We start from the raw sequence: 25,011 nt of genomic DNA on the forward strand, positions 1-25,011 counted from the left end.
CTGCTCGAAAAGTGAGCAGAAGCAGTTGAACACCTGGGTCAGTTTTCAGTCGGCAGAACAGCCTCTACTGGGTCAGTTTTCGGTCAGCGGCAACACCTATGCACGAACATTCACGTCCCGATAAACCGAAGGACGAAGTTTCTCCGAGCTTTCTGTACGGTCATCCGCTCCTTGATATCAAACGATTGAAATCCGCTGGACAGCACTATGGCGCCTACGGAAACTGAGTGTGATGGGAAACGCTTGGGATACCATGGTTTCTAGCGGCTTACGATTTGTATCCCTACTTGTATCCCTGATCATATAATCCAGCTGCAAGCCTTGATTTATATGGTGCCCTTCGGTCTCCCTCGGGCACCAAAATTAAGAAAGGTCTTGCTTAGCAAGGCCTTTTTTTTCGCCCACGATAAAGTGCCTGACACCCCACCACCCCGTAGGAGCTGCCGAAGGCTGCGATCTTTTGATCTTGCCCTTGAGGCGCCAAAAACCAAACCGCTCGGCCAACGAATCAAGGATTCACACAATGGAATTGCACCTGGAAACCGTTGCCCTGTTCGCCCTCAAGCTGGCTTATGAGCGGGAGGGGGAAAGCCCGATTCTGCGAGATGATCCAATCATGAGTGATTATGAGCGGGAGGTTTTTGGGTTGTTGGTGCGGCGGGGGGATGTTGAGGGGATTCGGTTTCGGGTGATGCATTGTGTTGGGTTGGCGTTGGAGGCTATCGGTGGTGTTGATAAGCCGCTTGGGCGGGAGTTGCATCGGTTGGCTGCTGATTTCGGTGATGCGCGGACGATGGAGCAGCTCAACACACCTGTTGTTGCCCTTCGGGATTATTTGAAAGCAATTCAGTGAGGAAGATAACCCCGCTACAAGCCTGGCACATCGCATCCATGCATCGACTTTGGTCGCTAGGTCTTGCCTGTAACTCTTTTCTCTCAAACACTCCTCATCACATGATCACCTAGCGCTCTTTGGTCTGGAGGATGCTCGCTGATTATCTCCCTACCAACAATGACCAATACATCCAGAGTAAAAATAATACCTCTTTGGCCTAGACACGTTGATAGAAGATAGGTAGCTTTTGGCCATGATACAAAATCAAAAAATATAAGGATGCATCTGAAATGGAGTTCGATTTTTCTATACTTTATGATTCGGACGAGAAAAAGTTCACAGGCCTGGATATGTACTATGGTTCACGCTCGTTGCAAGGTGTTGCCGAGACTATAGTAATTGCTACACACGGCATAGTTAATGAGAAATACATCTCTAAAACCAACGCAGCAAAAGGTTTTAAAAGCACATTCAAGTCTAGCTTCGAAGGATCTTTCAAACAAAGATTCAAGATAACTTTTACCGACCCAAAAACGATAAGCAAAATCAATACCATTTCACCGAAAAGCTACATAGAACTTTTAAAACACGCCATCCATGAAGCCATTGGCACACCAATTGAACTAACTCGCCGAGGCTCTAAAAATACGTTTGAGCGAATGTATTTTAGCGAGGATATAACACATCGATTATTCCCTTCTCTAAAGGAGGTTCATGGACCTGTAAAACAACAAGGTTACAAAGCAACATTATTCGTCGCACAAACACCTATAGCTACGTTCAATAAAAAATCTCTTGAATATCTTGAAGAAGAAATAATCAGCCCCGCACGAGAACAGCTAGTAGTTGGTATCAGCCGGTTTAATGCCCGAACAGGCACAGGAAGACTGATTACTGATATAGATGAAGAATCCTACAGCTTCATACCAGACATGAAACTATCAAAAGTAGTGAAGCGCTCACTAATTGACAGCCTACAGGGTGTAGCTGCGGATGAATTCAAGCCTGTAATCGTCGAAGTCACTCGCGTGACTATTAATGACGGTAGCACAAAATTCTTTATTTTACACAAAGTTCTAGCTGCAAAATGAAACGAGATATAGCAATATTAATTTCCACGCTGCTATGCATTCTTTATTTTATCTATTTCTATTTCGCGAAAGAAGAGATAAATGCGGGCTCGCTTGGCACACTAGGCGACTTTATTGGAGGCAATATAAATCCGATCCTGACATTCATATCAACAATATTACTTATCGAAACCCTATCCCTACAACGAAAAGCTACAACCGCAGCAGAGGAAAGTGCCGAAGACGCGAAACGAACAGTAAGAGAACAAGGATTACTAATTAAAACACAGATATTCGAAAGCTCTTTCTTTAACCTAATAAACCTTTGCCTAGAAGACTGTAAAAACTCAAAAATAACCAAACACAAACAAAGTTTTTACGGCTCCAGAGCTATTTCCCTCATAGAAGAATCTTTCATTTCCCGAAAGAAAAAAGGTGAAAGCCCAAATGATATAATCGAAAATCTTGAAGATCTATATGGAGACATTATATATAGCACGATAAAATCTTTCTCTACCGCATTTGGATTTATAAATGAGAGCGCACCAGAAGGGAAGCAAGAACAGTATGTAAGCCTCGCCACAAAACTAACACCACTCCCCGTGCTATATATAATATGTATCGCAAAACTGCACACGGACTGGCCAATATTAAAGCCATTCGAAAAAGCTAATTTCTTTACCAAAAACGGTATTACTAACCTTCTCGAAGGCTACCGCTAGCATTCCTACTTTAAAAATGTCGCTCACTACATACCCAACAGAACATGTAAACCTCTATTATTAAGCCCCTTACATGACATAAAGTCGCCCTTTAAACCACATATAAACAGCCCTCAATCAAGATACGCACCTCGTGCCACTTGAAACAACCTCTCCCCGGCCGACCTATTCGACTCATATACCTGCTATAAATTATGAGCCAATATAACTTCCTGATACAAACCCAATGATTCGTATTCATCGAGGCGACAAATCTTGAATTCTATACGAGGATCCAGCTCTTCTGTAATGGAAGACAGCAACTCAACAATAGCTTCACTACGAGCATCTCCCCCTCCCTTAAAAACAATTACTGCATGACATCTATCAAATCCATTTTTCGCTAATGCATACTGAACTTGCTGAGATTGCTTTCTAATAATTGATCGCATTGCAGAGAGTGGAAGCTCAGCACGGAAAAACTTAACTTCAACACCAATACTTTCACCATGTACAGATGCAACAAAATCAACATCAAAATCATTCAATCTAGGAAAATCAATCATATAACCAAGTTTCGAATAGTAGTCTGCCACTGCTCTTTCAGATAGTAACGCCAGTATCTGATGGGATTCCGTACCATATGAAAAAATCAATAGATCTCGGTCAGCTTCGTCAATATCAATTTCGCCTAATTTAGCAGAAGCACTGGCCAGTATCGACTTAAGCCCTCCACACAAACCTTTTATTTTCTCGAAGTCTTCTTTCTTAACGTTGCGATTATGTGCAACCTTATTACGCAATTTATAGAGCAACTCCCATTTCGTATCAATACTGTGTTCAGGCTCATCGATAAGCGTTGAAAAATATTTCTCCCAATTCGATCTTGGCATATATCTTCGAATTAATTCTTGATCGCTAGCAGAAAAAACTGTTTTACTTAAAATCCTATCCAGCTCATCTAACGAAATATCTCGCTTTTTCTCAAACAAAACCTCTTTCAAGTGAATAAAATCGAGCTTAAACAAATCATTAGTATGCGGCTCATCCTCACCAAAACTGTTAATTTTCTTAACCAAATCTTGATTAATTGTATCCTTCGACCAGTTCACACCCACATTAATCAACATGAATTTAGCAATTAACCGCCTCATGAGATTTTCAACCTCATTTATTAGGGGGTAAGACTTTTCAGCATACGCTCTTCCAATATCATCCCATAATGTATTTATGGTTGTTTTTCCCGGAACGATCCTCTCAATTATGGAACGCAACCGATCGCACAACTCGTTAAACTCGTCCAAATTAGCGTCTTCTGAAATCTCAAGAGTAAGCGTAAAATATCGTTCTTGCTTTGACTTCACCAAGTCAGTATCAATCCGAAATTTAGCACTGACTATCTCTTTAGATTTCAGAGTACGCTTATACGATATTTTCTGGCCTGAAATTTCAATTAGAGCATCTACTTTCAAAAACTCTACCAACGCCTTTTTACTCATACAAAAAGACTCTGCCCCCGGTATCAAAACTAGCAATTCAACTCTCAACTACGCACTCCTTTTTATTTAATTTCCTGTCTTCTTCGAACAACCTTAAATCGCCAGAAACACGTTTTTACTAAATCTCCGTTGCAAAGGTCTGATGCATTCGCCCCCTCCAACACAGCGACTCGCTTTTACTCCTCGTACTCGTCACTCGAACCCCGAAAATAAAAGCCCCTAAGCTTGACGGTGAGGGCAACAGACAGACGCATAGCAGCGACGGTAGCAAATATGGCGTGGTTCTATACGTGAAGGAGGCAGTGGCACGAAGCTACTATCTTCATATCTTGCCGTCTACTTGCAGCAGGATTAAGCCAAAAAAGGAGCTGATTGAATGATTCCCCAACAAGGAGGGATCACATCCCACTTCTCTTATCGTTGCTAGGCGAGGTTGCAGGAAAGAGGTCCGCGCGCTACCCTTTCCACCGTCGCTGCCAATTCAGCGGCCGGGTGTGGAAACCCGCGTAAATCAAGGCGCAACAGCGCCCCCATCACGTTTGCCGGCGCTTTTTTTATGCCTGCGGCGTGAGTTATGGCGGCTGTGCGTGGGACGTCTTCGGGCGTGCCGGTTTCCTTGATTACCGGTTTTCCACCCCGCGCACAGCTGTCACCCATTCGTGTGGAAACGAACGTGGCAGCTCCTCATATCAAGGACGTTAACCATGACTACCACCAGCAATCCGTACAAATTTTGCCTTTCCCCTCTACGCAATCCCCATTCGCGTAACGCCTCACCCGCCCTACCCCATCGCCTCTCCATCACCGGAGAAGCCCAATGATCGATCCAACCGAACTCAAAACCATCGGCCTGACCCCGGCCATTTACTGTGCAGACCAACCGCTGTTCCACGTCACTCGCGATGTGCCGCTGGGTGATGCGTTGTCCATGGCTTCTGACTTTCTGTGTTTGGCTAAGTCGCTTACTGAAGAGGCTGCCTTCGATAGGGACACTGACCGTCATGCTTGGGCTGCGCATTATTTGACGTCGATGAGTAAGGCGTTGGTTGATGATGCGGTGAAGGTTTTGACGCGAGGGCGGGATTCTACGGTGCCGCCTAAGCGGGCGGCGGAGAAGTAGAAACGGGGGAGCGGGTTGTCTGGGAGGGTCGTAGTAGGTTCAGCATTGGTGTTGGCTGGGCTGGCACCTTCGCGAGCAGGCTCGCTCCCACATTTTGGATTGTGTTTAGTTAGTTGGAGCCCCGAGTTTTCGGGGCTTTTTCGTGTTGGGGTCAGAGGACGTGTTGGGAGATGAGTTTTGAGATTTCGACCATCGATGTCCTGCCGGTGAATTCGAATTTCACTTTGCCCAGCGACGAGAAGTAGATCTCCAGTTCGGAATCCAGGTCGAACGTGCCGGACGTTTCCACCGAGTACGCGACGATGTTTTTGTACGGCAGTGAGGTGAAGTCCTTCTTGCTGCCGGTGATGCCCTGCACGTTGACGGCGATGATGCGTTTGTTGGTGAAGACCACGCCGTCGCGCATGGATTTGTAGGAGTCAATGACCTGTTCCCCGTTGAGCAAAAGGTCGGCAACGCGTTCGGCATATTCTTCGTTTTGCTTGAGTTTGAAGAAGCCTTTGTTGTTGAAATCAATCATGTGTCGCTCCTGTTATGCAATTTGGATCGGTCCTTTGGTCCCTGCATCGCTGTCGGTCCAATAGTCCTGATTTTGCAATCGCCGATCACCCTGAATAGTGAAAACAATCTTGCCCTGGCGAAACTGCAGCGTGCCGTCAGTGCGCTTGGCGTTGACCCGCTTGCCGTTGACCCACACCTGTTCTTTGGCATCGATGCGAATGGTGGCCACCGTCGCGCCCGCTTCACTCTTGGCCACCCACTGCCCGGCATAAGGGGTTTGGGTGCCGGGGTTGTCGGTGGCTGGGTTGGTGAAGCCGGCCTTGGCGTTTTCGGCTTTGGTTTTGTGGATGTCGCAGCCTTGGGTTTCGCTGACTTGGGTGCAGCCGGATTGCTCGAGTTGTTTGCGGTATTTGTCGTTGATGGCGTAGGCCGGGGATTGGGCGGCGATCAGGATGACCAGCGCCGGCAGGATAGCTCTCTTCATGTTGACTCCTTTGCGATCAGGTCACGCCAAACGGCATCGTACGTTCACTCTAGTCGGCGTGTGTGCAGTGCTTCTGCCACAAAACATTTCAGACAGTGCGCGCCTTCGTCAGTGCTCTTCTAGACTTAACGGGTGGTCGCGGAAAGAACCGAGCACGTCGCTTTTGTGCAGTTGAACCGATGCCAGCGTGGCAAGCTGCAATTTATGCCCTGAAGAGGTGCGGCGAAGACCGTACCGGGCCTAACAAGATGCCCGCTCAGGGTGCCTGGCCAACGGCCAAAAATGCCACGATACCGTGACGTGGTGTGAACGCCGCAGCCGACACTTTCGGACAACCGACGACCTTCTGGTTTGTCCGTGACCGTGAGGAATGCTGTATGCCTGATGAGATGTTGTTGCACCTGCCGATGGTCAACAGCTTGCTGGAGCGCCATAAACGCTCCCCTGGCGCTCTGTTGCCGATCCTCCATGAAATTCAGGAGGGCATCGGTTACATCCCCGATGATGCCATTCCCGAGATTGCCCACGCCCTCAACCAGAGTCAGGCCGAGATTCGTGGGGTGATCAGCTTTTACCATGACTTCCGCACCGCGCCGCCAGCCCGGCATATCCTGCGACTGTGCCGTGCAGAGTCGTGCAAAAGTCGCGGCGCCGAGCAGCTCGCCGCGCAATTGCGCGACCGCCTGCAATTGGACGACCACGGCAGCAGCGCCGATGGCAGCATCAGTTTGCGTCCGGTGTATTGCCTCGGCGCCTGCGCCTGTTCGCCGGCTCTGGAGCTGGATGGCAAGGTGCATGCGCGGCTGAGTGCCGAGCGGCTGGATGCCTTGCTCGATGCTTGCCGGGAGGACGTATGAGCCTCTATTTGCCGAGTGATTCCCTGGCCCGCGCCGTGGGTGCCGATGAGGTGGCGTTGGCCCTTGCCGGTCAGAACCTGCAACGCACCAGTTCCCGTGGCCTCTACTGGTTGGAACCGCTATTAGAAGTCGACACCGCGCAAGGTCGGATCGGCTTCGGCCCGCTGACCGCTGCCGATGTGCCTTCTGTGCTCGATGCGCTGCAAGGCGAGCCGTCCGCGCACCCACTGGCCTTGGGCCTGGTGGAAGAATTGCCGTATCTGAAGACCCAGCAACGCCTGCTGTTTGCCCGCGCCGGCATCACCCGGCCGCTGTCCCTGGACGATTACCGGGCGCACGGCGGTTTCGAAGGTTTGCAGAGGGCCGTCAACATTGGCGGCGAGCAGAGCGTGACGGAAGTGTTCGATTCCGGCCTGCGTGGCCGTGGCGGCGCAGCGTTCCCGGCGGGGATCAAATGGCGCACGGTGCGCGCCACCCAAGCTGAGCAGAAATACATTGTGTGCAACGCCGACGAAGGCGACTCCGGCACGTTCGCCGATCGCATGCTGATGGAGGGCGACCCGTTCCTGCTGATCGAAGGCATGGCCATTGCCGGCATCACCGTCGGCGCCAGTTACGGCTACATCTATGTGCGTTCGGAATATCCACAAGCGGTGGCGACCTTGCGCGAAGCACTGGAGATTGCCCGGTCGAACGGCTACCTCGGCGCCAATGTCGGCGGCAGCGGTCAGGCGTTCGATATGGAAGTGCGAGTCGGTGCCGGCGCGTACATCTGCGGTGAAGAAACCGCGCTGCTGGATTCCCTCGAAGGCAAGCGCGGGATCGTTCGCGCCAAGCCACCGATCCCGGCGTTGCAGGGCCTGTTCGGCCAGCCGACTCTGGTGCACAACGTGCTGACCCTGGCCTCGGTGCCACTGATTCTGGCCAAGGGTGCGCAGTTTTATCGCGACTACGGCATGGGCCGTTCCCTGGGCACCATGCCCTTCCAGTTGGCGGGCAATATTCGTCGCGGTGGACTGGTGGAACGGGCGTTCGGCCTGACCTTACGCGAACTGGTGGACGACTACGGCGGCGGCACCGCGACTGGCCGACCGCTGAAAGCCGCGCAAGTGGGCGGCCCGCTCGGCACGTGGGTACCGCCGTCGCAATTCGACACGCCGCTGGATTACGAAGCGTTTGCTGCCATGGGCGCGATGCTCGGTCACGGTGGTGTGGTGGTGGCAGACGACACGCTGGACATGGCGCACATGGCGCGCTTCGCGATGCAGTTTTGCGCCGAGGAATCCTGTGGCAAATGCACGCCTTGCCGCATCGGCTCGACCCGCGGTGTGGAGGTGATCGATCGCCTGCTCGCCGCGCCGGACCAAAGCGGTCGCGATGAGCAGGCGATCATCCTCAAGGACCTGTGCGACACGATGCAATACGGTTCGCTGTGCGCGTTGGGCGGCATGGCCCCATTCCCGGTGGCCAGCGCCCTCAAGTACTTCCCCGCCGACTTCGGTCTGCAGCCCTCGGAGGCCGACCAATGATCACCCTCTTCGACCCGAAAACCGATATCGATCTCGGCACCCCGGCCCGCGAAAGCCAGGTGCAAGTCACCCTGAACATCGACGGTCGCAGCATCAGCGTGCCCGAAGGTACGTCGGTGATGCGCGCCGCCGCGCTGCTCGGCACCACGATTCCCAAACTGTGCGCCACCGACAGCCTCGAAGCCTTCGGCTCGTGCCGCATGTGTCTGGTGGAAATCGACGGGATGCGCGGTTACCCCGCGTCCTGCACCACGCCGGTCACTGAAGGCATGAGCGTGCACACCCAGACGCCGAAACTCGCCACGCTGCGGCGCAACGTCATGGAGTTGTACATCTCCGATCACCCGCTGGATTGCCTGACGTGCTCGGCGAACGGCAACTGCGAGCTGCAAACCGTGGCCGGTCAGGTTGGCCTGCGGGAAGTGCGCTACGGCTATGAAGGCGACAACCATCTCGCCGACAAGAAGGACGTTTCCAACCCCTACTTCGACTACGACCCGAGCAAGTGCATCGTCTGCAACCGCTGCGTGCGCGCCTGCGAAGAAACCCAGGGCACATTTGCCCTGACCATCACCGGACGCGGTTTCGAATCCCGGGTCGCGGCGGCCGGTGGCGATAACTTCCTCGACTCGGAATGCGTGTCCTGCGGCGCCTGTGTGCAAGCCTGCCCCACCGCAACGCTGATGGAAAAAAGCGTGGTCGAACTGGGTCAGCCTGAGCGCAGCGTGATCACGACGTGCGCCTATTGCGGCGTGGGTTGCTCGTTCCGCGCCGAGATGAAAGGCGACAAACTGGTGCGCATGGTTCCGGACAAAAACGGCCAGGCCAACCACGGCCACTCCTGCGTCAAAGGACGCTTTGCCTGGGGCTACGCCACCCACCCGGATCGCATCACCAAACCGATGATCCGCAATCACATCAACGATCCGTGGCAGGAAGTCAGCTGGGATGAAGCGGTGACCTACGCCGCCAGCGAATTCCGCCGGTTGCAGCAAAAGTACGGTCGCGATTCCATTGGCGGCATCACCTCCAGCCGCTGCACCAACGAAGAAACCTACCTCGTCCAAAAACTGGTGCGCGCCGCGTTCGGCAACAACAACGTCGATACCTGTGCGCGGGTTTGCCACTCGCCGACCGGTTATGGCTTGAAACAAACGTTGGGAGAGTCCGCCGGCACCCAGAGTTTCGATTCGGTGATGCAGGCCGACGTGATCCTGGTGATGGGCGCCAACCCGAGCGACGCCCACCCGGTGTTCGCCTCCCAACTCAAACGCCGCTTGCGGGAAGGCGCGCGACTGATTGTCATCGACCCACGGCGCATTGATCTGGTGGACTCGGTGCATGCCCGCGCCGAACTGCACCTGGCCCTGCGTCCGGGCACCAACGTCGCCATGCTCAACGCCCTGGCCCACACCATCGTCACCGAAGGCCTGCTCAACCAGGCGTTTATCGACGAACGTTGCGAGGGTAACGACTTCGCGCGCTGGAGCGAATTTGTCAGCCGTCCGGAGAACTCGCCGGAAGTGCTTGCCGCCATTTGCGGCGTAGACGCGGCCGACATCCGTGCCGCCGCCCGTCTGTATGCGAACGCCGGCAATGCCGCGATTTACTACGGCCTGGGCATCACCGAACACAGCCAGGGCAGCACGGCGGTCATGGGCATCGCGAACCTGGCCATGGCCACCGGCAACATCGGTCGCGAAGGCGTCGGCGTGAACCCGTTGCGTGGACAGAACAACGTCCAGGGCTCGTGCGACATGGGTTCCTTCCCTCATGAGTTGCCCGGCTACCGCCACATCTCCAACGAAGTCGTACGCACGCAGTTCGAGCAGGCGTGGAATGTCACCTTGCAACCCGATCCGGGCCTGCGTATTCCGAACATGTTCGAAGCGGCGCTGGCCGGCAGTTTCAAAGGCTTGTACTGCCAGGGCGAAGACATCGCCCAGAGCGACCCGAATACCCAGCACGTCACCGCCGCCCTGTCGGCCATGGAATGCGTGGTGGTGCAGGATATTTTCCTCAACGAAACCGCGAAGTTTGCCCACGTGTTCCTGCCGGGCAGTTCGTTCCTGGAAAAGGACGGCACTTTCACCAACGCCGAGCGCCGGATCTCGCGGGTGCGCAAGGTCATGGAGCCACTTGGCGGCAAGGCCGACTGGGAAGGCACGGTGGCTTTGGCCAACGCGCTGGGCTATCCAATGAACTACCAACATCCGTCAGAAATCATGGATGAAATCGCCAGCCTGACGCCGACCTTCACCAACGTCAGCTACGCCGCACTGGACAGCCACGGGAGCCTGCAATGGCCGTGCAACGCCGCCGCGCCGGACGGCACGCCGACCATGCACATCGAGCAATTCGTGCGCGGCAAGGGGCGATTCATGCTCACCGGTTACGTGCCCACCGAAGAGAAGGTCAACAACCGCTATCCGCTGCTGCTGACCACCGGGCGCATCCTCAGCCAGTACAACGTCGGCGCCCAGACCCGGCGTACCGAGAACGTCGCCTGGCACGATGAAGACCGCCTGGAAATCCACCCAACCGACGCCGAAAGCCGTGGCATCAACGAAGGCGATTGGGTCGGTATCGGCAGTCGCGCCGGCCAGACCGTGCTGCGTGCGCGGGTCACCGAACGGGTCGCGCCGGGCGTGGTGTACACCACGTTCCACTTCCCGGAATCCGGGGCCAACGTGATCACCACCGACAACTCCGACTGGGCCACCAACTGTCCGGAGTACAAGGTCACCGCCGTGGAAGTCAGCCGCGTCTACCACCCTTCTGAATGGCAAAAACGCTATCAGGCCTTCAGCGACGAACAGGACCGTCTGCTGAAAGACCGCCGGCATGCGCGGGGCGCCAAAGCCGAGGTGCGCCGATGAGCACGGATAACCTGATCAAAATGGCCAACCAGATCGCCCAGTACTTCGCCACCGAACCGGATCAGCAACTGGCCGTGCTCGGTGTGCGCAATCACCTGCAGATGTATTGGACGCCGGGCATGCGCAAGGAATTGCTGGCCTGGCAGACGGAGCATAAGGGCGCGGACATGCACCCGCTGGCGCAAGCGGCAGTCAGTGGGGCGGGTTGGGAGGCCTAGGTTCCCACAGTCTTTAAAAATAAGCCCCGAGTGATTCGGGGCTTTCTTTTTTTCAGTTCAAGGCAAATCCTTTTCTAGACAGGACCAGTGGCGCGAGGCGGGTAGTTTGATATCTTGCCGTCCACTCGCAGTGGAAACACGTCAAAAAGGGAAGGCACAGAAATGAGCGGAATGAACGCATTAATCATATTTTTGTTGCTGTTCGGGTCCTGGGCAGGGATGTGGGTCTGGACGGTGAAACAGAGAGGCGAGTGGAACCTGTTCTTTGCCAACATCGCCGGCGCGTTCGCGGGGCTCATGGTTGGCTCGTTGCTTCTGGTTCTCTATGGCACGGCCGCAGGCCTCTCGACGGTGCATCCAAACGCTGGCCGCTCGCTTCCTGTATTTCTGGCGGTGGTCGGTGCCGGATACGGTACGTGGAAGCTGATCAGCAGAGGGCACCACTCGCCGCAGAAACACTTCCTGCTGCATCTCGGCGGCGGTTTGGCCGGGCTGGTTGCGGCTTTCTGTGGCGCATTACTGCTTTCGCCTTTCCTGCATGCAGCGCAATCTTGAGTGGTCATGCCGAACCTGCCGGCCTGACCGGCGCCCTACCCCACCTGCACTGGCAACACCACCAACGCCGCCACCCCGCCCTTCACCCGATTGCGCAGCGTTAACTCCCCGCCATGTTCCAACACAATCGCCCGCGCCGCCGATAACCCCAAACCAACGCCGCCGGTGCTTTTATTACGCGATCCTTCCATGCGAAAGAACGGCACGAAGACCTGTTCAAGACTGGACTCCGGAATCCCCGGCCCACGATCCAACACCTTGATCCGCACCTGCCCGTCACCGGGGATCAACTCAACCGCCGGCTCACTCCCGTACTTGATCGCGTTATCCAGCAAATTGGTCATCACGCGCTTCAGCCCCAACGGCCGTCCGAAATACACCAGCCGCTGCGGCCCGTTAAACGCAATATCGATCCGCTGATCCCGATAATCATCCAGCAACGTTTGCAGCAGCTCCGCGAGGTCAAACTGAGTTGCCGGTTCAAGTCGCGCATCGTCGCGAAAGAACTCCAGCGCCGAATTGATCATCGCCTGCATTTCATCGACGTCGCGAAACAGCCGTTGCTGTTGCTCGGTGTCTTCGATGAATTCACCGCGCAAGCGCATCCGCGTCAGTGGCGCGCGCAGGTCGTGGGAGATGGCGGCGAGCATTTGTGTGCGGTCGCGAATGAAGTGTTGCAACTGGGCCTGCATCGCATTGAACGCGAGGATGGCCTGGCGGATTTCCTGGGGTCCGAGGGGTTCGATGGGGGGTGCGCGGAAGTCCGTGCCAAAGCGTCGGGCGCCTTCGGAAAAGCGCTGCAAAGGCGTGGCGAGGCGGCGGGTGGCGATCAGTGCGACCAGGGCGGTGGAGATCAGCGCCAGCAGGGTAACGATCAAATAACGCGGTGTTTCGTCGAGCCCCCAACTGCGCGAGGGCGCGGAGAACATCAGCCACGACGCGTCCGGCAACTCGATCACCAAGGCGTAATGCGCGTCCGCCGGGTGCTCCGTCCAGTCGGACGGCTCATAGGCTTCGATGCGCCGGTCCGCAGATTTAAACAGCGGTTGCAGGATGCTCATGCTGTCATGGGAAATGGGATCTTCCACCGCCGGCAGATTCATTTCCTGCCGATCCAGATGCCAACTGACGGTGAAACCTTGATCACTGACGGCCCGGGCCAATTGGCTGCGCAGTGACGCCGGGGCGGTCTCGATCACGCGGGTGATGGCCGCGGCTTTTTCCAGCAAGCCGATCTCGGTCAGCGGCGGCCGCGCCCACACACCGGCCAATTGGATAAACAAGCCGTTGAGCGCCAATGAAATAAGCATGGCCAGGATGATCGTCAACGCGATCCAGCGCGCCACCGTATCCCGACGAATCCGCTTCAGCCAGTTCATCGCCGCGTCACGCTGGGGGTGAACAGATAACCGCCATTGCGCACGGTGCGAATCATCGCCGGGCGCTTGGTGTCGGATTCGAGTTTGCGCCGCAAGCGGCTGACCTGGACGTCGATGCTGCGATCGAACGCCTCATGGCTGTGCCCCCGCGCCAGGTCCAACAGTTGCTCGCGGGTCAGAATGCGTTGCGGGTGTTCGACGAAAACCAGCAGCAAGTCAAACTCGCCGGCCGACAGAGGAATCATCACGTTGTCCGGCGAGCGCAGTTCACGGCGCGTGACGTCGAGGTGCCAGTCGGCGAAGTCGATCAACGGCCGTGGACGGTCCTGCAATACCGGTTGGCGTTCGTCTACGCGGCGCAACACCGCGCGTACCCGGGCCAGCAATTCGCGGGCGTCGAAGGGTTTGGTCAGGTAATCATCGGCGCCCAGCTCGAGGCCGACCACCCGATCACTGAGTTCACCCATGGCGGTCAGCATGATCACCGGCGTGGCGTAGCGAATCCGCAGTTGCTGACACAGGATCAACCCGCTGTCGCCGGGCAACATCACGTCGAGAATGATCAGGTCCGGCGCCTGGCGTTCGATGGCCGACCACAGCGACGCGCCGTCGGTGGCGACCGCGACGCTGTAACCGTGTTGCACGAAGAATTTTTTCAGTAGATCGAGGACCTCAAGGTCATCGTCCACAATTAACAGGCTGTTCACCGATGGTCACTTAAGGGCCGAATGGAACCGCCATCTAAAACCATTCACGCCGGCCCGTCATATATTTCAATCGTGCAATAAAGCGTCAGCGGCGCAATAAACCAGACATCTTTGCGCAAGGCTTGGGGCCCAGCATCTCGGCGAATTCCTCCCGAGACTTGCATCCATGTTGCCTTTCAAGTGTGCTCCCTGGCTGGCCCGCAACACCTCGATTGCCGTGCTGGCCGCCGGGTTGGCGGGTTGCAGCAGCCAGCCGCCGTCCACCGCCAGCGTGACCTGCGCCGAAATCAACTACTCGGTGTACGACCCGGCGGAACCGCTCAATCGCGGGGTATTCGCCTTCAACCGGGTGCTCGACGAATACGCCCTGGCGCCGGTCGCGCGGGGCTATCGCTACCTGCCGAATTTTTTCCAGGCGGGTGTGCATAACTTCGTGGCCAACTTCGGCGAGCCCAAGGTGTTTATCAATGACCTGCTGCAAGGCAACCCGCGGCGTTCGGTCAATACCGTGGGACGTTTTGTGCTCAACACCACGGTTGGCGTGGTCGGTTTGATCGACGTCTCCGGCAAGGTCGGCATCCCGCGTCACGACGCGGACTTCGGCCAGACCTTCGGCGTGTGGGGCATCGGCAACGGCCCAACCGTCGAACTGCCATTGTTCGGCACCTCCAACAGCCGCGATGCCGCCGGGCGGGTCCTGAGTTTTGTGGTCGATCCGTTCGGCGACAACAGCGACACCGTGGACACGCTCTCCACCCTCAACACCGTCGGCGGCATCGTCGATGGCCGCGCGGAAGTCTTGCCGCTGACCGACAGCCTGCAAAAACTGCCGGACTATTACAGCGCATTACGCAACGTGGTCGCCGAGCACCGTGCGGCTTACGTGGCCGATGGCAAACAAGGCTCGCCGCAGACCACTAAATCTGAATGCACAGGAGCGCCGGCTGATGGGTTCTGAAAGCAAAAGTTTGATTCTGCAGCAACGGGTGACTCAGAACGACCAGGCCAATCTGCACTGTCGGGAGATTACCCTGCGCTTGTCGGAGGACTGTCGCGAGTTGGTGCTGAGCCGCTACACCGAACACTATGGCCCGGCGCTGGTGCGGTGGATGGAGCGCAGTCATACGGTGTCGGTGAGTGATTTGTTTCGGTGGTTGGTGGCGAATGGTGAGCGGGGGGTCATCAGGTCGGATGCCTGATTGCAATTCATTGACATCCGCTGCGCTATCATCCCGCGCATCTTTGTAGCCAGAAACCGGATGTCCATGCCTTTGCCACTGCCCGACGATCACCAATCCCTGCCCCCGGTGCTGGTCGGGCCGTTGTTGCGGCGTCTGGAGCCTACGCGGCTGGTGATGTGGCTTGTAGGATCCCGGGCGTTGTCGCTGACGATTCGTCTGCAAGGTATCGGCGATATTAGTCTGGATGACGGCCAATGCACGGTCATCCCCGTCGGGACCCACGCCTTTATTCACTTGATCGACGTGCCGCTGGACATCGCCCTGCCCTGGGACACGTTGATCGAGTACGACTTACTGGTTGATGGCTCGGGCATCGCCGACTGGGCGCCGCACTTGCTCTACGGCGATGCCCAATCCCCGAATTTCGTCCTGCGCTCAACAATCGATCAACTGCTACACGGCTCCTGCCGTAAACCGCATCACCCGGCGGCTGACGGTTTGCTATGTGTCGATCGCTTATTGGCGGCGGAACATACGGCCATCGAGCGTCCGGCCCTGTTGATGATGAGCGGCGATCAGGTCTATGCCGATGATGTCGCCGGGCCGATGTTGAGGGCGATCCATGCCTTGATCCAGCGCCTCGGTTTGTTCGACGAGCACCTCGAAGGCGCGGTGGTCAGCGACAGCGCCAAGCTCTACGAACACCCGGCCAGTTACTACCATCGTGCGGATTTGTTACCGGCGCTTGAGAGCAATGAAACCTTGCGCGAGCGATTTTTCGGCGGTGCCCGTAAGCCGATTTTCACCAGCAGCAGCGCCGACAATCATCTGGTGACGTTCGCCGAAGTCATCGCCATGTACCTGCTGGTCTGGTCGCCCACCGCCTGGACGCTGATCGAGCCGAAGCCACCGGCGCTGACGCCCGAAAGACTCAAGCGCTATACCCTTGAGCAGACCCGCATCGATGCCTTCAAGGCTGGCCTCGGCGGTGTGGGCCGGGCGATGGCGCACTTGCCGTGCCTGATGATTTTCGACGACCACGATATTACGGACGACTGGAATCTTTCCGCGCAATGGGAGGAAACGGCCTACGGGCATCCGTTCTCCAAGCGCATCATCGGCAACGCCCTGCTCGCTTATCTGTTGTGCCAGGGCTGGGGCAATAACCCGGATGCGTTCGGCGGTGTGCTGGAGAAAACCCGCGCGCTGAGCACCACCGAGCGCTACCTCGACAGCACGATTCAGGACGATTTGATCGATGAATTGCTGCGTTTCCAGAACTGGCATTACGTGTTGCCGACCACCCCCGCCCTGGTGGTGCTCGACACCCGCACCCGGCGCTGGCGCAGCGAGATGAACCTCAAGCAACCCTCGGGTTTGCTGGACTGGGAAGCCCTCAGCGAGCTGCAACAGGAACTGCTGGATCACCCGTCGGCGATCATCGTGTCACCGGCGCCGATCTTCGGCGTCAAGTTGATCGAAACGGTGCAGCGGGTTTTCAGTTGGTGCGGTTTTCCGCTGCTGGTGGACACCGAAAACTGGATGGCCCATCGCGGCGCGGCGCAAGTCATCCTGAATATTTTCCGACACTCACGCACACCCGGTAACTACGTGGTGCTGTCCGGGGATGTGCATTATTCCTTCGTCTACGAAGTATTGATCCGACACCGCAAGGCTGGTCCACGCATCTGGCAGATCACCAGCAGCGGCATCAAGAATGAATTCCCCCGGGCCCTGCTTGAATGGTTTGATCGGCTCAATCGCTGGCTCTACTCGCCCCGTTCTCCGCTGAACTGGCTGACCAAACGCCGACGCATGCGCATCGTCCCGCACATTCCCGAACATGCTGAAGCGGGCGAGCGGCTGTGGAATTCGGCGGGGATCGGGCAGGTGCTGTTTAATGACAAGGGCCAGCCGCGGGAGATCTATCAGCACAATGCCGATGGCTCGCCGCGTACACGGATGGTTGCGCCGGAGTAACCGCTCCCACATTGGATCTGCACTGAATTGAATAGCCAACCCGGCATGAACCTCACCCGAACCTTGATCATCGGTAATTCCGGCGCGGGCAAGAGTTGGCTGGCCAGGCACCTGGCCAAACGGCGGCATGTGCCGTGGATTGATCTTGACCGGATTCACTGGATTTCGGATGAACACAGCATCGCCCGACCTCGAAATGAAGCCCTGGAAATAGCACGGGTGGCCGCCAGTGAAGAACATTGGGTGATCGAAGGGGTTTACGGCTGGATCATCAGCGAACTGTTGCCCCGAGCGACAGCGCTGATCTGGTTGAGTCTGGACGACGACGATTGCGTCGCCCAAATCCGTCAGCGAGAAGCCCGGCGCGGCGCCAACGATGAGTTGCTGATTGCATTACTGGAATGGGCCGGAAGCTATCGTCGTCGTGATGGGTCCAGCGGATTCAAGGCTCATCAGCGTTTGTTCCAAGGTTACAGCGGTTCGAAATTGCAACTGACGAGCCGGGCTGAAATCACGGCATTTATAAATGCGTTACCACCCCGCTAAACAAGGATGCGTCATGTTTGCACGGAGCAAGTTAGTCCCCGAATTAATGGTCACCGATATTCAGAAAAGCCTGCACTTCTGGACGTCGCTGATCGGTTTCAACATCGCCTATGAACGCCCCGAAGTTGGTTTTGCCTACCTCGATCAAAATGGCGTTCAACTGATGCTTGAGCAATACGACCCGAACGAAGGCCAATGGCTGACCGGTCCATTGCAAGCACCGCTGGGTCGCGGCATCAACTTTCAGATCACCGTCAATTCAGTTGAACCCCTCCTCCAGCGATTGGCCGAAGTTCAATGGCCGCTGTTTCGCCCCTGCGTCGATGTCTGGTATCGCGCGGACGCGGTAGAAGTCGGCCAACGGGAATTTCTGGTACAGGATCCGGACGGTTATTTGGTCCGGTTGGTGGAAAGTCTGGGGGAGCGGCCGTGTTTGAACACATAGATCTCAACTACCTGCTCGGCACTTATGGCTATTGGGCGGTGTTCTTCGGCTGTTTGCTGGAGGGCGAAACCATTCTGATTCTGGGCGGGATGGCCGCGCATCAACACTTGTTGCACCTGTGGCCAGTTATTGGCTGGGCCAGCCTGGGCGGAATGTTGGGGGATCAGTTGCTGTTCTGGAGCGGACGCTATTTCGGCGCACGGCTGCTGCCGCGTCTGCATCGACAACAAGCGGCGATCGATCGCGTGACGGGGTTGATTGCGCGTTATCCATCGACCTCGGTGTTTGCCGTGCGGTTTCTGTACGGCATGCGTTTGGTGGGGCCGATGGTGATTGGGGCCAGCGGTTTGTCGCCGCTGCGGTTCTCGCTGCTGAATGCCTTGGGCGCGGTGGTCTGGGCCACGGTGTTTGCCAGCGCCGGATACTGGGCTGGCGAGGCGCTGGAAACGATGTTGGGGAATTTGAAACCTTATCGCCTGCCGATTGCGCTGGGGGTTTTGGTACTGGCCGTGGTGACTGCGCTGGTGCGGCATTGGCGGGTGAAACAAAAGGCTCGCCATCCCAAGTGATCACACCTCCTTAATGTTTGGGAGCACTATATTGCTCACTTTTCCCGTCTGCGAACTTGAACCATGAGAGCGCCCAATCACCTCAACGCCCTGCGGGCTTTCGAATCAGCGGCCCGACATCTGAGTTATGTGCGAGCCGCCGAAGAACTCAATGTTAGCCCCGCCGCCATCGGCCAATTGGTGCGAGGCCTGGAGGATACCCACAACGTGGTGCTGTTCCATCGCTCGCGCAGTGGTCCGGCGCGACTGGAGCTGACTGATGAAGCGCGAGCGGTGTTGTCGGACTTGCAGACCGGTTTCGACTATCTCGCTTCGGCCGTGGAAAAGCTCAAGGCAAGAAACGCCACTACATCCATCAGCGTGACCGTGCCGCCGGCGTTTGCCGACAAGTGGTTGCTCGCGCGGGTCGAGGGTTTTCAAGCGTTGTATCCGCAATACGAATTGCGCCTGGACACCAACGGCAAACTGGTGGATTTCACCACCGAGCGCATCGATCTGGGCATTCGTTTCGGCCAGGGTCATTGGCCCGGTTTGCTGACCACGTTCCTGATGGGCGATGAATTCTTCCCGGTGTGCAGCCCTTCCCTGCTGACCGGCCAACATCCGCTGACCAGCATCGAAGCTCTCAAGCATCACCCGTTGCTGCACGATGTTTCGATGCGTGGCACCCCGACGTTTCCGACTTGGGACATTTGGCTCAAGCATGCCGGGCATGCGGCCATCGAGGCCGGGCGCGGTTTGCAGATCAACGATTCGGCGGCGGTGCTGCAAACGGCGATTTTGGGCAATGGCGTAGCGCTGGGCAGAAGCAGTCTGGTGGCGGCGGATCTGGCAGCCGGGCGACTGGTCCGACCGTTCGGTGAGGCTCAGCCCTGCGAATTGGCGTATTACATCGTACAGCGCGAAGGGATTGAGCCTACGGCCGCCAGCGAAGCTTTCAAGCACTGGTTGCTGGCCCAGGCCCACGCAAAATGACCCGTCGGGCGTGAGCCGTTCGGGTCATTCGAAACAACGCAAATCAGAAGTGCGAGATGCCACCGTCGACGATGATTTCCGAACCGGTCATGAAGGAAGAATCATCACTGGCGAGGAACACCACGGTGCGCGCAATTTCACTGGCTTCGCCGAAACGCCCCAGCGGCACTTGCGACTCGATGCTCGCCGCGACGGCGGTGAGGTCCGCATCCGACAACCCCAGTTTGCTGTGAAACGGCGTGCTGATCGGGCCGGGGCTGATGGCGTTGACGCGAATCCCGCGAGGCGCCAACTCGGCCCCCAGGGTCAAGGCCAGGGAACGCACGGCGGCCTTGCTGGCGGACAAAATCGACAAGCCCGGCGCGCCGACACGGTTCAGGAACGAAGTGGTCAGGATCACGCTACTGCCGTTGACCAACAGCGGTGAAGCTTTCTGAACGGTGAAGAAAATGCCTTTGAAGTTGAGGGAAAACTGCTCGTCGATCTGCTCGTCAGTCACCGCTTCCAAAGGCGCGGCAGTCCCGGCACCGGCATTGGCAAACAGTACGTCGATGTGGTCGTAGCGAGCGCGGATGGCGGCGATTACCTTGTCCAGATCGGCGGTGTTGCGCAGGTCCGCCGCGATTACCAAAGCGTCAGGGCCCAATTCCTGAGTGGCCGCTTCAAGCCGTTCAGGATTAACCCCGGTGACAATTACATGAGCGCCCTCGTCACGGAATTGCTTGGCGGTTTCCAGGCCGATTCCAGAGGTGCCGCCGGTGATCAGCGCTACTTTGTTTTGCAGTTTCATGGTCGTTCTCCCAAGGGTCATCGATTGAGTGAGGCCGCCGAGGCAGATGCCTGGGCCGTGCATTCACTATCGCGATCGGCCGTTGGGGTCACAACGCACAAGATCTGTGGGGGCGGGATAGAAAAACTTGGGTGCGGGTGGATGGCGGGATTATAGGAAGGGGATTACAGGAGGCACAGAAACGTCTCGACGAAGCTTGGGCGATACTCAATGCAGGCGCAGATACGTCATCTGCGTAATGACCACTCGTAGGTATCGCCTTGTCATCATGTACTCATTTCTGTACGTTCTTTGCATTGAGCGAGGACTACACCATGCAAACCATTAACTACACCACTGCGCGTGCACACTTGTCTGAAACCATGGATCGGGTCAATGAAGATCGTGCGCCATTGTTGGTAACTCGCCAGAAGGGCGAACCGGTGGTGATGATGTCACTAGCAGAGTACAACGCGCTCGAAGAGACCGCGTATTTACTCCGCTCCCCAGCCAATGCTGAACGCTTGATCAAATCGATCGGCAACCTGCGAGCAGGGAAAACCAAGGCCAGGCACCTTATCGAAGAATGAATATCGAGTTCACTCCTGAAGGCTGGGACGACTATTTATGGTTCCAGAAAAACGATAAAGCCGGGCTCAAACGAATCAATCTGTTGATCAAAGCGATTCAGCGTGAGCCTTTCAGCGGCCCCGGAAAACCTGAGCCCCTCAAACACAATCTGAGCGGCTTCTGGTCTCGTCGGATTACAGCGGAGCATCGCTTGGTCTATGCGATCGAAGATGGCGCGATACAGATCGTTATGTGCAGATATCATTACTGAGCATATTTTCAGACCGGCCTAACTGCCATGCAAACCCCTCTGACAATCATCTCCACTTCCCGCTCATCAATCGTCAGCGGTGGCAGCAGGCGGACGGTTTTGCCCCGCGTCACGTTGATCAGCAGGCCGTGATCCCGGGCGGCGATCAGGGTCAGGTCGCGGATTGGTTGGGCGAGTTCGATGCCGATCATCAAGCCTTGACCGCGAATCGCCAGGACATTCGGATCATCGGCCAGTTCGACGCGCAATCTGGCGAGCAGGCGTTCGCCTTGCAGCCGGGCGTTTTCCAGCAGGCCCTGTTCTTCGATGATGTCCAGCACGGTGCAGCCGACCCGGCAGGCCAGTGGATTGCCGCCGAAGGTGCTGCCGTGGCTGCCGGGGGTGAACAGTTCGGCGGCGCGGCCCCGGGCCAGACAGGCGCCGATGGGGACGCCGTTGCCCAGGCCTTTGGCCAGGGTCATGACGTCCGGGACGATGCCTTCGTGCTGGAACGCGAACCACTGGCCGGTGCGGCCGATGCCGGTCTGGATTTCGTCGAGCATCAGCAGCCACGAACGCCGATTGCACAGTTCGCGCAGGGCCTTGAGGTAACCGGGCGGCGCCAGTTGTACGCCACTCTCGCCCTGGATGGGTTCCATCAGGATCGCCACGATTCTCGGGCCGTGGGCTAGCTGTACTTTGTCCAACGCCTTGAGGTCACCGAACGGCACTTTGACGAAATCCCCCGGCAACTCATTGAAACCCAGGCGTACCGCCGGGCCGTCGCTGGCGGACAAGGTGCCGAGGGTGCGGCCGTGAAAGGCATTTTCCATGACCACCACCAGCGGTTGCTCGATGCCTTTGTGCCAGCCATAAAGCCGTGCAAGTTTCAGTGCCGTCTCATTGGCCTCGGCGCCCGAGTTGTTGAAAAACGCCCGGTCCATGCCCGAGAGCCGGGTCAGCTTTTGCGCCAGTTGTTGTTGCCAGTCGATGCTGTAGAGATTCGACGTATGCAGTAACAACCCGGCCTGCTCGCTAATGGCCGCGACAATCTTCGGGTGAGAGTGGCCCACATTGGTCACCGCCACGCCCGCCACTGCATCCAGATATTCGCGACCGGCCTGGTCCCACAGGCGCGTGCCCAGGCCTTTGCTGAAACTCAGGGCCAAGGGTTGGTAAGTGCTCATCAGGCAGGCGGCGGTCATGACATCAAGCTCCAGCAAGGGTCGGTGTTTTTGCAGTATGGTTAACCACCTGAGCTGGATAAACGCTGCGCCACTTCAATCATTTAAAAGCTGGGCTTGATAATGGATTTATTTCAGGCAATGACCGTTTACGTCCGCGTGGTGGAAACCGGCAGCATGACCGCCGCCGCGTTGCAGTGCGAAATGTCCACGACCATGGTCGGCAATCACCTGCGCGCCCTTGAGCAACGCCTCGGTGTGCGTTTACTCAACCGCACGACACGGCGCCAGCGCCTGACGGAATTTGGCACCGCGTATTACCAGCGCTGTCTCGAAGTGTTGGGGTTGGTGGAAGACTCCGACGACTGGCGGAACAAGCCCTCGATGAACCGAGTGGCACGCTGCGTATCACCGCGCCGCTGACCTTCGGCACAGAACGGCTGGCGCCGGCACTCAGTGAGTTCTCTTTGCGCTGTCCACGGGTGAAGTTGGACGTCGTGCTCACCAATGGCCGTCCGGACCTGCTGGAAAACGGTTTCGATGCGGCAATCAGACTGGGCGCTATCGAGCCGTCCAACCTGATTGCCCGCCCACTCATCGATTACACCCTGACCATGTGTGCCTCGACGGCGTACCTAGCGCGCCGGGGCACCCCGGAAAAACCCGAAGACCTGCAACACCACGACTGCCTGGCCTTCGCCTACCCGGAAGGCGATGACTGGCGCTCGGTGGAAAAGCAGTGGCGCCTGACCGGCCCGGAAGGCGAAGTGATGGTCGCGGTCAGCGGGCCGATGCTGATCAACAGTTCGGCCGGTCTGCATCAAGCGGCGCGAACCGGCATGGGCATCGTGATGGTGCCCGATGCGCTGGTGGAACAAGACCTCAAGGACGGAAAACTGGTGGCGTTGATGCAGGATTACCAACTGCCGAGCCGACCAATGAACCTGGTGTACACCCAGGATCGCTACCGTTTGCCGAAACTGCGTAGCTTCGTCGACTTCGCCATGCAGATGTGGGGCAAGCACTAGCCGCGCCAATGCCCCATGGACTAATCTGCTCCACGGGCGAGTCACATCGATATAGGGGCGGCAAGGAGAGCGGTGATGGGCGACGCAACGGATATCGAGCCGTTGAAGTTCAATCTGTCGGACTTCAACCAAGACATGCTGCACACCATTATGGAACTGGTCAGCGACGGCATCTGGGACTGGAATGCGAACACCGGCTTCGTCTACCGCAACCCCGGGTGGTACGAGATGCTCGGGTATTCGCCGCACTCTCTGGACAACACCGTGCTGACCTGGGAAACCGTGATGCATCCCGACGATTATTCGCGGGTCATGGCGTTGTTCGATGACTACCTGAATCAGCGTGCACCCGGCTATCAGGCCGAGTATCGCTGCCGTCGGCAGGATGGCACCTACACCTGGATCGAAGATCGCGGCTACATCCTGGCGCGCAATGCCGATGGCTCGGTGGCGCGGATGGTCGGGGCGCACCGCAGCATCGAAGACAAGAAGCGCCTGCTCGAAGAACTGGAGCGGCGCAATCATTCCCTCGAAGCCCTTGTCGAAGAACGCACCCGGGAGCTGTCCCGGGTCAATCAGCAGCTGCAAATCCAACTTGAAGAAAATCGCAAACTCGCGGAAACCGATGCCCTGACTTCGGTCGCCAATCGCTATCGCCTGGAAAAAGCCCTGCCCCAGGAATGCGACCGCGCCCAGCGCTTCCGCCAACCGCTGTCGCTCATTGCGATGGACATCGACGACTTCAAGATTATCAACGATCACTACGGCCACGCGTTGGGCGATGCGGCGTTGGTGCGGGTGGTCGCGTGCCTGAAAAGTTGCGTGCGCGACGGTGACTTGCTGTCTCGCTGGGGCGGTGATGAATTTATCCTGATCCTGCCCAATACCTCGCTGGCCGATGCCAGAGAAGTCGCGGAAAAGATTCGCCTCGGTCTGACGAACCTGCTGCCGGTGGGGGATTTTCAAGTGACCATGAGTTTTGGCGTGGTGCAGCGCTTTGAAGAAGAACAGCAAACCGGCCTGCTGGCCCGGGCCGATCAGGCGCTGTATCGGTCAAAAGTGATGGGCAAGAATGTGATTTCGGGATGAGCGCGGACACTGTGGGAGCGGGCTTGCTCGCGAAGGCGGCGTGTCAGTCGATGTAGATGTTGACTGACACGGCCTCTTCGCGAGCAAGCCC

General features: G+C 57.0%; 26 protein-coding genes and 1 pseudogene. 20 read left to right on the forward strand and 7 right to left on the reverse strand.

What is annotated here, in order from left to right:
- Positions 1–523 precede the first annotated feature (523 nt).
- From ACIQY3_RS32500 to ACIQY3_RS32510, 3 genes are all read left to right on the forward strand, one after another.
- Positions 524–853 (forward strand): hypothetical protein, encoded by a 330-nt coding sequence (locus ACIQY3_RS32500; RefSeq protein ID WP_403028323.1) that lies wholly within the window; start codon positions 524–526, stop codon positions 851–853.
- 272 nt (positions 854–1,125) lie between these two features.
- Positions 1,126–1,926 carry a hypothetical protein gene (locus tag ACIQY3_RS32505; RefSeq protein WP_403028324.1) on the forward strand — a complete coding sequence of 267 codons (801 nt, stop codon included), beginning with the start codon at positions 1,126–1,128 and terminating at the stop codon, positions 1,924–1,926.
- Complete coding sequence (locus ACIQY3_RS32510; protein ID WP_403028326.1) at positions 1,923–2,627, forward strand: hypothetical protein; 705 nt, start codon at positions 1,923–1,925, stop codon at positions 2,625–2,627. The genes ACIQY3_RS32505 and ACIQY3_RS32510 overlap by 4 nt, the downstream gene beginning before the upstream one ends.
- 185 nt (positions 2,628–2,812) lie before the next feature.
- Here ACIQY3_RS32510 and ACIQY3_RS32515 read toward each other — a convergent pair whose 3' ends face one another.
- Positions 2,813–4,153: a hypothetical protein gene (locus tag ACIQY3_RS32515; protein ID WP_403028348.1), complete on the reverse strand. Its 1,341-nt coding sequence runs from the start codon at positions 4,151–4,153 to the stop codon at positions 2,813–2,815.
- Between the two features lie 769 nt (positions 4,154–4,922).
- Between ACIQY3_RS32515 and ACIQY3_RS32520 the strand changes: the two genes are divergently transcribed.
- Positions 4,923–5,225, forward strand: a complete 303-nt coding sequence (locus ACIQY3_RS32520) for a DUF3077 domain-containing protein (RefSeq protein WP_403028351.1) — start codon at positions 4,923–4,925, stop codon at positions 5,223–5,225.
- Positions 5,226–5,376: 151 nt separating this feature from the next.
- Here the strand turns inward: ACIQY3_RS32520 and ACIQY3_RS32525 are convergent, their stop codons facing one another.
- On the reverse strand, positions 5,377–5,745 hold the full coding sequence (locus ACIQY3_RS32525; RefSeq protein ID WP_163912214.1) for a PH domain-containing protein: 369 nt from the start codon (positions 5,743–5,745) through the stop codon (positions 5,377–5,379).
- 12 nt (positions 5,746–5,757) lie between these two features.
- Positions 5,758–6,210 carry a hypothetical protein gene (locus tag ACIQY3_RS32530; RefSeq protein ID WP_403028354.1) on the reverse strand — a complete coding sequence of 151 codons (453 nt, stop codon included), beginning with the start codon at positions 6,208–6,210 and terminating at the stop codon, positions 5,758–5,760.
- A gap of 377 nt (positions 6,211–6,587) precedes the next feature.
- On the opposite strand from ACIQY3_RS32530, the gene ACIQY3_RS32535 reads away from it, so the two are divergent.
- From ACIQY3_RS32535 to ACIQY3_RS32555, 5 genes are all read left to right on the forward strand, one after another.
- Complete coding sequence (locus ACIQY3_RS32535; RefSeq protein ID WP_403028356.1) at positions 6,588–7,067, forward strand: formate dehydrogenase subunit gamma; 480 nt, start codon at positions 6,588–6,590, stop codon at positions 7,065–7,067.
- Positions 7,064–8,596, forward strand: a complete 1,533-nt coding sequence (locus ACIQY3_RS32540; protein WP_403028359.1) for a formate dehydrogenase beta subunit — start codon at positions 7,064–7,066, stop codon at positions 8,594–8,596. The genes ACIQY3_RS32535 and ACIQY3_RS32540 overlap by 4 nt, the downstream gene beginning before the upstream one ends.
- Entirely contained in the window at positions 8,593–11,475 is a 2,883-nt protein-coding gene (gene fdhF, locus ACIQY3_RS32545; protein WP_403028365.1) for a formate dehydrogenase subunit alpha, read from the forward strand. The genes ACIQY3_RS32540 and fdhF overlap by 4 nt, the downstream gene beginning before the upstream one ends.
- Positions 11,472–11,693: a formate dehydrogenase subunit delta gene (locus ACIQY3_RS32550; RefSeq protein ID WP_403028368.1), complete on the forward strand. Its 222-nt coding sequence runs from the start codon at positions 11,472–11,474 to the stop codon at positions 11,691–11,693. The genes fdhF and ACIQY3_RS32550 overlap by 4 nt, the downstream gene beginning before the upstream one ends.
- A 162-nt stretch (positions 11,694–11,855) precedes the next feature.
- On the forward strand, positions 11,856–12,248 hold the full coding sequence (locus ACIQY3_RS32555; protein WP_403028371.1) for a hypothetical protein: 393 nt from the start codon (positions 11,856–11,858) through the stop codon (positions 12,246–12,248).
- Positions 12,249–12,283: 35 nt separating this feature from the next.
- Here the strand turns inward: ACIQY3_RS32555 and ACIQY3_RS32560 are convergent, their stop codons facing one another.
- Both ACIQY3_RS32560 and ACIQY3_RS32565 read right to left on the reverse strand, forming a co-directional pair.
- Positions 12,284–13,627, reverse strand: a complete 1,344-nt coding sequence (locus tag ACIQY3_RS32560) for an ATP-binding protein (protein ID WP_403028396.1) — start codon at positions 13,625–13,627, stop codon at positions 12,284–12,286.
- Complete coding sequence (locus tag ACIQY3_RS32565; protein WP_403028398.1) at positions 13,624–14,334, reverse strand: response regulator; 711 nt, start codon at positions 14,332–14,334, stop codon at positions 13,624–13,626. The genes ACIQY3_RS32560 and ACIQY3_RS32565 overlap by 4 nt, the downstream gene beginning before the upstream one ends.
- Positions 14,335–14,500: 166 nt before the next feature.
- On the opposite strand from ACIQY3_RS32565, the gene ACIQY3_RS32570 reads away from it, so the two are divergent.
- The 7 genes from ACIQY3_RS32570 to ACIQY3_RS32600 all read left to right on the forward strand — a co-directional run bounded on the left by ACIQY3_RS32570 (position 14,501) and on the right by ACIQY3_RS32600 (position 20,030).
- On the forward strand, positions 14,501–15,292 hold the full coding sequence (locus ACIQY3_RS32570; protein ID WP_403028400.1) for a VacJ family lipoprotein: 792 nt from the start codon (positions 14,501–14,503) through the stop codon (positions 15,290–15,292).
- Positions 15,282–15,533 carry a hypothetical protein gene (locus ACIQY3_RS32575; protein ID WP_403028403.1) on the forward strand — a complete coding sequence of 84 codons (252 nt, stop codon included), beginning with the start codon at positions 15,282–15,284 and terminating at the stop codon, positions 15,531–15,533. The genes ACIQY3_RS32570 and ACIQY3_RS32575 overlap by 11 nt, the downstream gene beginning before the upstream one ends.
- 60 nt (positions 15,534–15,593) lie before the next feature.
- The gene (locus tag ACIQY3_RS32580) at positions 15,594–17,495 is read left to right on the forward strand and encodes an alkaline phosphatase D family protein (RefSeq protein ID WP_403028405.1); all 1,902 of its coding nucleotides are present in this window, start codon (positions 15,594–15,596) and stop codon (positions 17,493–17,495) included.
- A 45-nt stretch (positions 17,496–17,540) separates the two neighbouring features.
- The gene (locus ACIQY3_RS32585) at positions 17,541–18,041 is read left to right on the forward strand and encodes an adenylate kinase (protein ID WP_403028504.1); all 501 of its coding nucleotides are present in this window, start codon (positions 17,541–17,543) and stop codon (positions 18,039–18,041) included.
- A 13-nt stretch (positions 18,042–18,054) separates the two neighbouring features.
- Positions 18,055–18,486 carry a bleomycin resistance protein gene (locus ACIQY3_RS32590; RefSeq protein ID WP_403028408.1) on the forward strand — a complete coding sequence of 144 codons (432 nt, stop codon included), beginning with the start codon at positions 18,055–18,057 and terminating at the stop codon, positions 18,484–18,486.
- Complete coding sequence (locus tag ACIQY3_RS32595; RefSeq protein ID WP_403028410.1) at positions 18,471–19,055, forward strand: DedA family protein; 585 nt, start codon at positions 18,471–18,473, stop codon at positions 19,053–19,055. Before ACIQY3_RS32590 ends, ACIQY3_RS32595 begins: the two co-directional genes overlap by 16 nt.
- Positions 19,056–19,118: 63 nt before the next feature.
- Positions 19,119–20,030: a LysR substrate-binding domain-containing protein gene (locus tag ACIQY3_RS32600; RefSeq protein ID WP_403028413.1), complete on the forward strand. Its 912-nt coding sequence runs from the start codon at positions 19,119–19,121 to the stop codon at positions 20,028–20,030.
- Between the two features lie 43 nt (positions 20,031–20,073).
- Here the strand turns inward: ACIQY3_RS32600 and ACIQY3_RS32605 are convergent, their stop codons facing one another.
- Positions 20,074–20,820, reverse strand: coding sequence for an SDR family oxidoreductase (locus ACIQY3_RS32605; protein ID WP_403028415.1), 747 nt, complete (start codon positions 20,818–20,820; stop codon positions 20,074–20,076).
- A gap of 314 nt (positions 20,821–21,134) precedes the next feature.
- Between ACIQY3_RS32605 and ACIQY3_RS32610 the strand changes: the two genes are divergently transcribed.
- Together ACIQY3_RS32610 and ACIQY3_RS32615 are read left to right on the forward strand one after the other, a co-directional pair.
- A complete protein-coding gene (locus tag ACIQY3_RS32610; protein ID WP_403028417.1) occupies positions 21,135–21,389 on the forward strand; it encodes a type II toxin-antitoxin system prevent-host-death family antitoxin in 255 nt (84 codons plus the stop codon).
- The gene (locus tag ACIQY3_RS32615) at positions 21,386–21,640 is read left to right on the forward strand and encodes a Txe/YoeB family addiction module toxin (RefSeq protein ID WP_403028421.1); all 255 of its coding nucleotides are present in this window, start codon (positions 21,386–21,388) and stop codon (positions 21,638–21,640) included. Before ACIQY3_RS32610 ends, ACIQY3_RS32615 begins: the two co-directional genes overlap by 4 nt.
- A gap of 8 nt (positions 21,641–21,648) precedes the next feature.
- Here the strand turns inward: ACIQY3_RS32615 and ACIQY3_RS32620 are convergent, their stop codons facing one another.
- A complete protein-coding gene (locus ACIQY3_RS32620) occupies positions 21,649–22,824 on the reverse strand; it encodes an aspartate aminotransferase family protein (RefSeq protein ID WP_403028424.1) in 1,176 nt (391 codons plus the stop codon).
- A gap of 102 nt (positions 22,825–22,926) precedes the next feature.
- On the opposite strand from ACIQY3_RS32620, the pseudogene ACIQY3_RS32625 reads away from it, so the two are divergent.
- Together ACIQY3_RS32625 and ACIQY3_RS32630 are read left to right on the forward strand one after the other, a co-directional pair.
- A pseudogene (locus ACIQY3_RS32625) lies at positions 22,927–23,831 on the forward strand (LysR family transcriptional regulator).
- Positions 23,832–23,906: 75 nt separating this feature from the next.
- Positions 23,907–24,920 carry a diguanylate cyclase domain-containing protein gene (locus ACIQY3_RS32630; RefSeq protein WP_403028427.1) on the forward strand — a complete coding sequence of 338 codons (1,014 nt, stop codon included), beginning with the start codon at positions 23,907–23,909 and terminating at the stop codon, positions 24,918–24,920.
- Positions 24,921–25,011 lie beyond the last annotated feature (91 nt).

Source organism: Pseudomonas sp. NPDC096950, from assembly GCF_044762525.1.
In the GTDB taxonomy this organism is placed as follows: domain Bacteria; phylum Pseudomonadota; class Gammaproteobacteria; order Pseudomonadales; family Pseudomonadaceae; genus Aquipseudomonas.

What these genes read in the sequence shown, in the direction of transcription:
- ACIQY3_RS32585 (WP_403028504.1), top strand. Translation starts at nt 17,541, where the DNA reads ATGAACCTCACCCGAACCTTGATCATCGGTAATTCCGGCGCGGGCAAG.
- ACIQY3_RS32540 (WP_403028359.1), top strand. Translation starts at nt 7,064, where the DNA reads ATGAGCCTCTATTTGCCGAGTGATTCCCTGGCCCGCGCCGTGGGTGCC.
- ACIQY3_RS32555 (WP_403028371.1), top strand. Translation starts at nt 11,856, where the DNA reads ATGAGCGGAATGAACGCATTAATCATATTTTTGTTGCTGTTCGGGTCC.
- ACIQY3_RS32570 (WP_403028400.1), top strand. Translation starts at nt 14,501, where the DNA reads ATGTTGCCTTTCAAGTGTGCTCCCTGGCTGGCCCGCAACACCTCGATT.
- ACIQY3_RS32610 (WP_403028417.1), top strand. Translation starts at nt 21,135, where the DNA reads ATGCAAACCATTAACTACACCACTGCGCGTGCACACTTGTCTGAAACC.
- ACIQY3_RS32615 (WP_403028421.1), top strand. Translation starts at nt 21,386, where the DNA reads ATGAATATCGAGTTCACTCCTGAAGGCTGGGACGACTATTTATGGTTC.
- ACIQY3_RS32580 (WP_403028405.1), top strand. Translation starts at nt 15,594, where the DNA reads ATGTCCATGCCTTTGCCACTGCCCGACGATCACCAATCCCTGCCCCCG.
- ACIQY3_RS32560 (WP_403028396.1), bottom strand. Translation starts at nt 13,627, where the DNA reads ATGAACTGGCTGAAGCGGATTCGTCGGGATACGGTGGCGCGCTGGATC.
- ACIQY3_RS32525 (WP_163912214.1), bottom strand. Translation starts at nt 5,745, where the DNA reads ATGATTGATTTCAACAACAAAGGCTTCTTCAAACTCAAGCAAAACGAA.
- ACIQY3_RS32575 (WP_403028403.1), top strand. Translation starts at nt 15,282, where the DNA reads ATGGGTTCTGAAAGCAAAAGTTTGATTCTGCAGCAACGGGTGACTCAG.
- ACIQY3_RS32620 (WP_403028424.1), bottom strand. Translation starts at nt 22,824, where the DNA reads ATGACCGCCGCCTGCCTGATGAGCACTTACCAACCCTTGGCCCTGAGT.
- ACIQY3_RS32600 (WP_403028413.1), top strand. Translation starts at nt 19,119, where the DNA reads ATGAGAGCGCCCAATCACCTCAACGCCCTGCGGGCTTTCGAATCAGCG.
- ACIQY3_RS32505 (WP_403028324.1), top strand. Translation starts at nt 1,126, where the DNA reads ATGGAGTTCGATTTTTCTATACTTTATGATTCGGACGAGAAAAAGTTC.
- ACIQY3_RS32535 (WP_403028356.1), top strand. Translation starts at nt 6,588, where the DNA reads ATGCCTGATGAGATGTTGTTGCACCTGCCGATGGTCAACAGCTTGCTG.
- fdhF (WP_403028365.1), top strand. Translation starts at nt 8,593, where the DNA reads ATGATCACCCTCTTCGACCCGAAAACCGATATCGATCTCGGCACCCCG.
- ACIQY3_RS32510 (WP_403028326.1), top strand. Translation starts at nt 1,923, where the DNA reads ATGAAACGAGATATAGCAATATTAATTTCCACGCTGCTATGCATTCTT.
- ACIQY3_RS32550 (WP_403028368.1), top strand. Translation starts at nt 11,472, where the DNA reads ATGAGCACGGATAACCTGATCAAAATGGCCAACCAGATCGCCCAGTAC.
- ACIQY3_RS32520 (WP_403028351.1), top strand. Translation starts at nt 4,923, where the DNA reads ATGATCGATCCAACCGAACTCAAAACCATCGGCCTGACCCCGGCCATT.
- ACIQY3_RS32590 (WP_403028408.1), top strand. Translation starts at nt 18,055, where the DNA reads ATGTTTGCACGGAGCAAGTTAGTCCCCGAATTAATGGTCACCGATATT.
- ACIQY3_RS32605 (WP_403028415.1), bottom strand. Translation starts at nt 20,820, where the DNA reads ATGAAACTGCAAAACAAAGTAGCGCTGATCACCGGCGGCACCTCTGGA.
- ACIQY3_RS32530 (WP_403028354.1), bottom strand. Translation starts at nt 6,210, where the DNA reads ATGAAGAGAGCTATCCTGCCGGCGCTGGTCATCCTGATCGCCGCCCAA.
- ACIQY3_RS32630 (WP_403028427.1), top strand. Translation starts at nt 23,907, where the DNA reads ATGGGCGACGCAACGGATATCGAGCCGTTGAAGTTCAATCTGTCGGAC.
- ACIQY3_RS32500 (WP_403028323.1), top strand. Translation starts at nt 524, where the DNA reads ATGGAATTGCACCTGGAAACCGTTGCCCTGTTCGCCCTCAAGCTGGCT.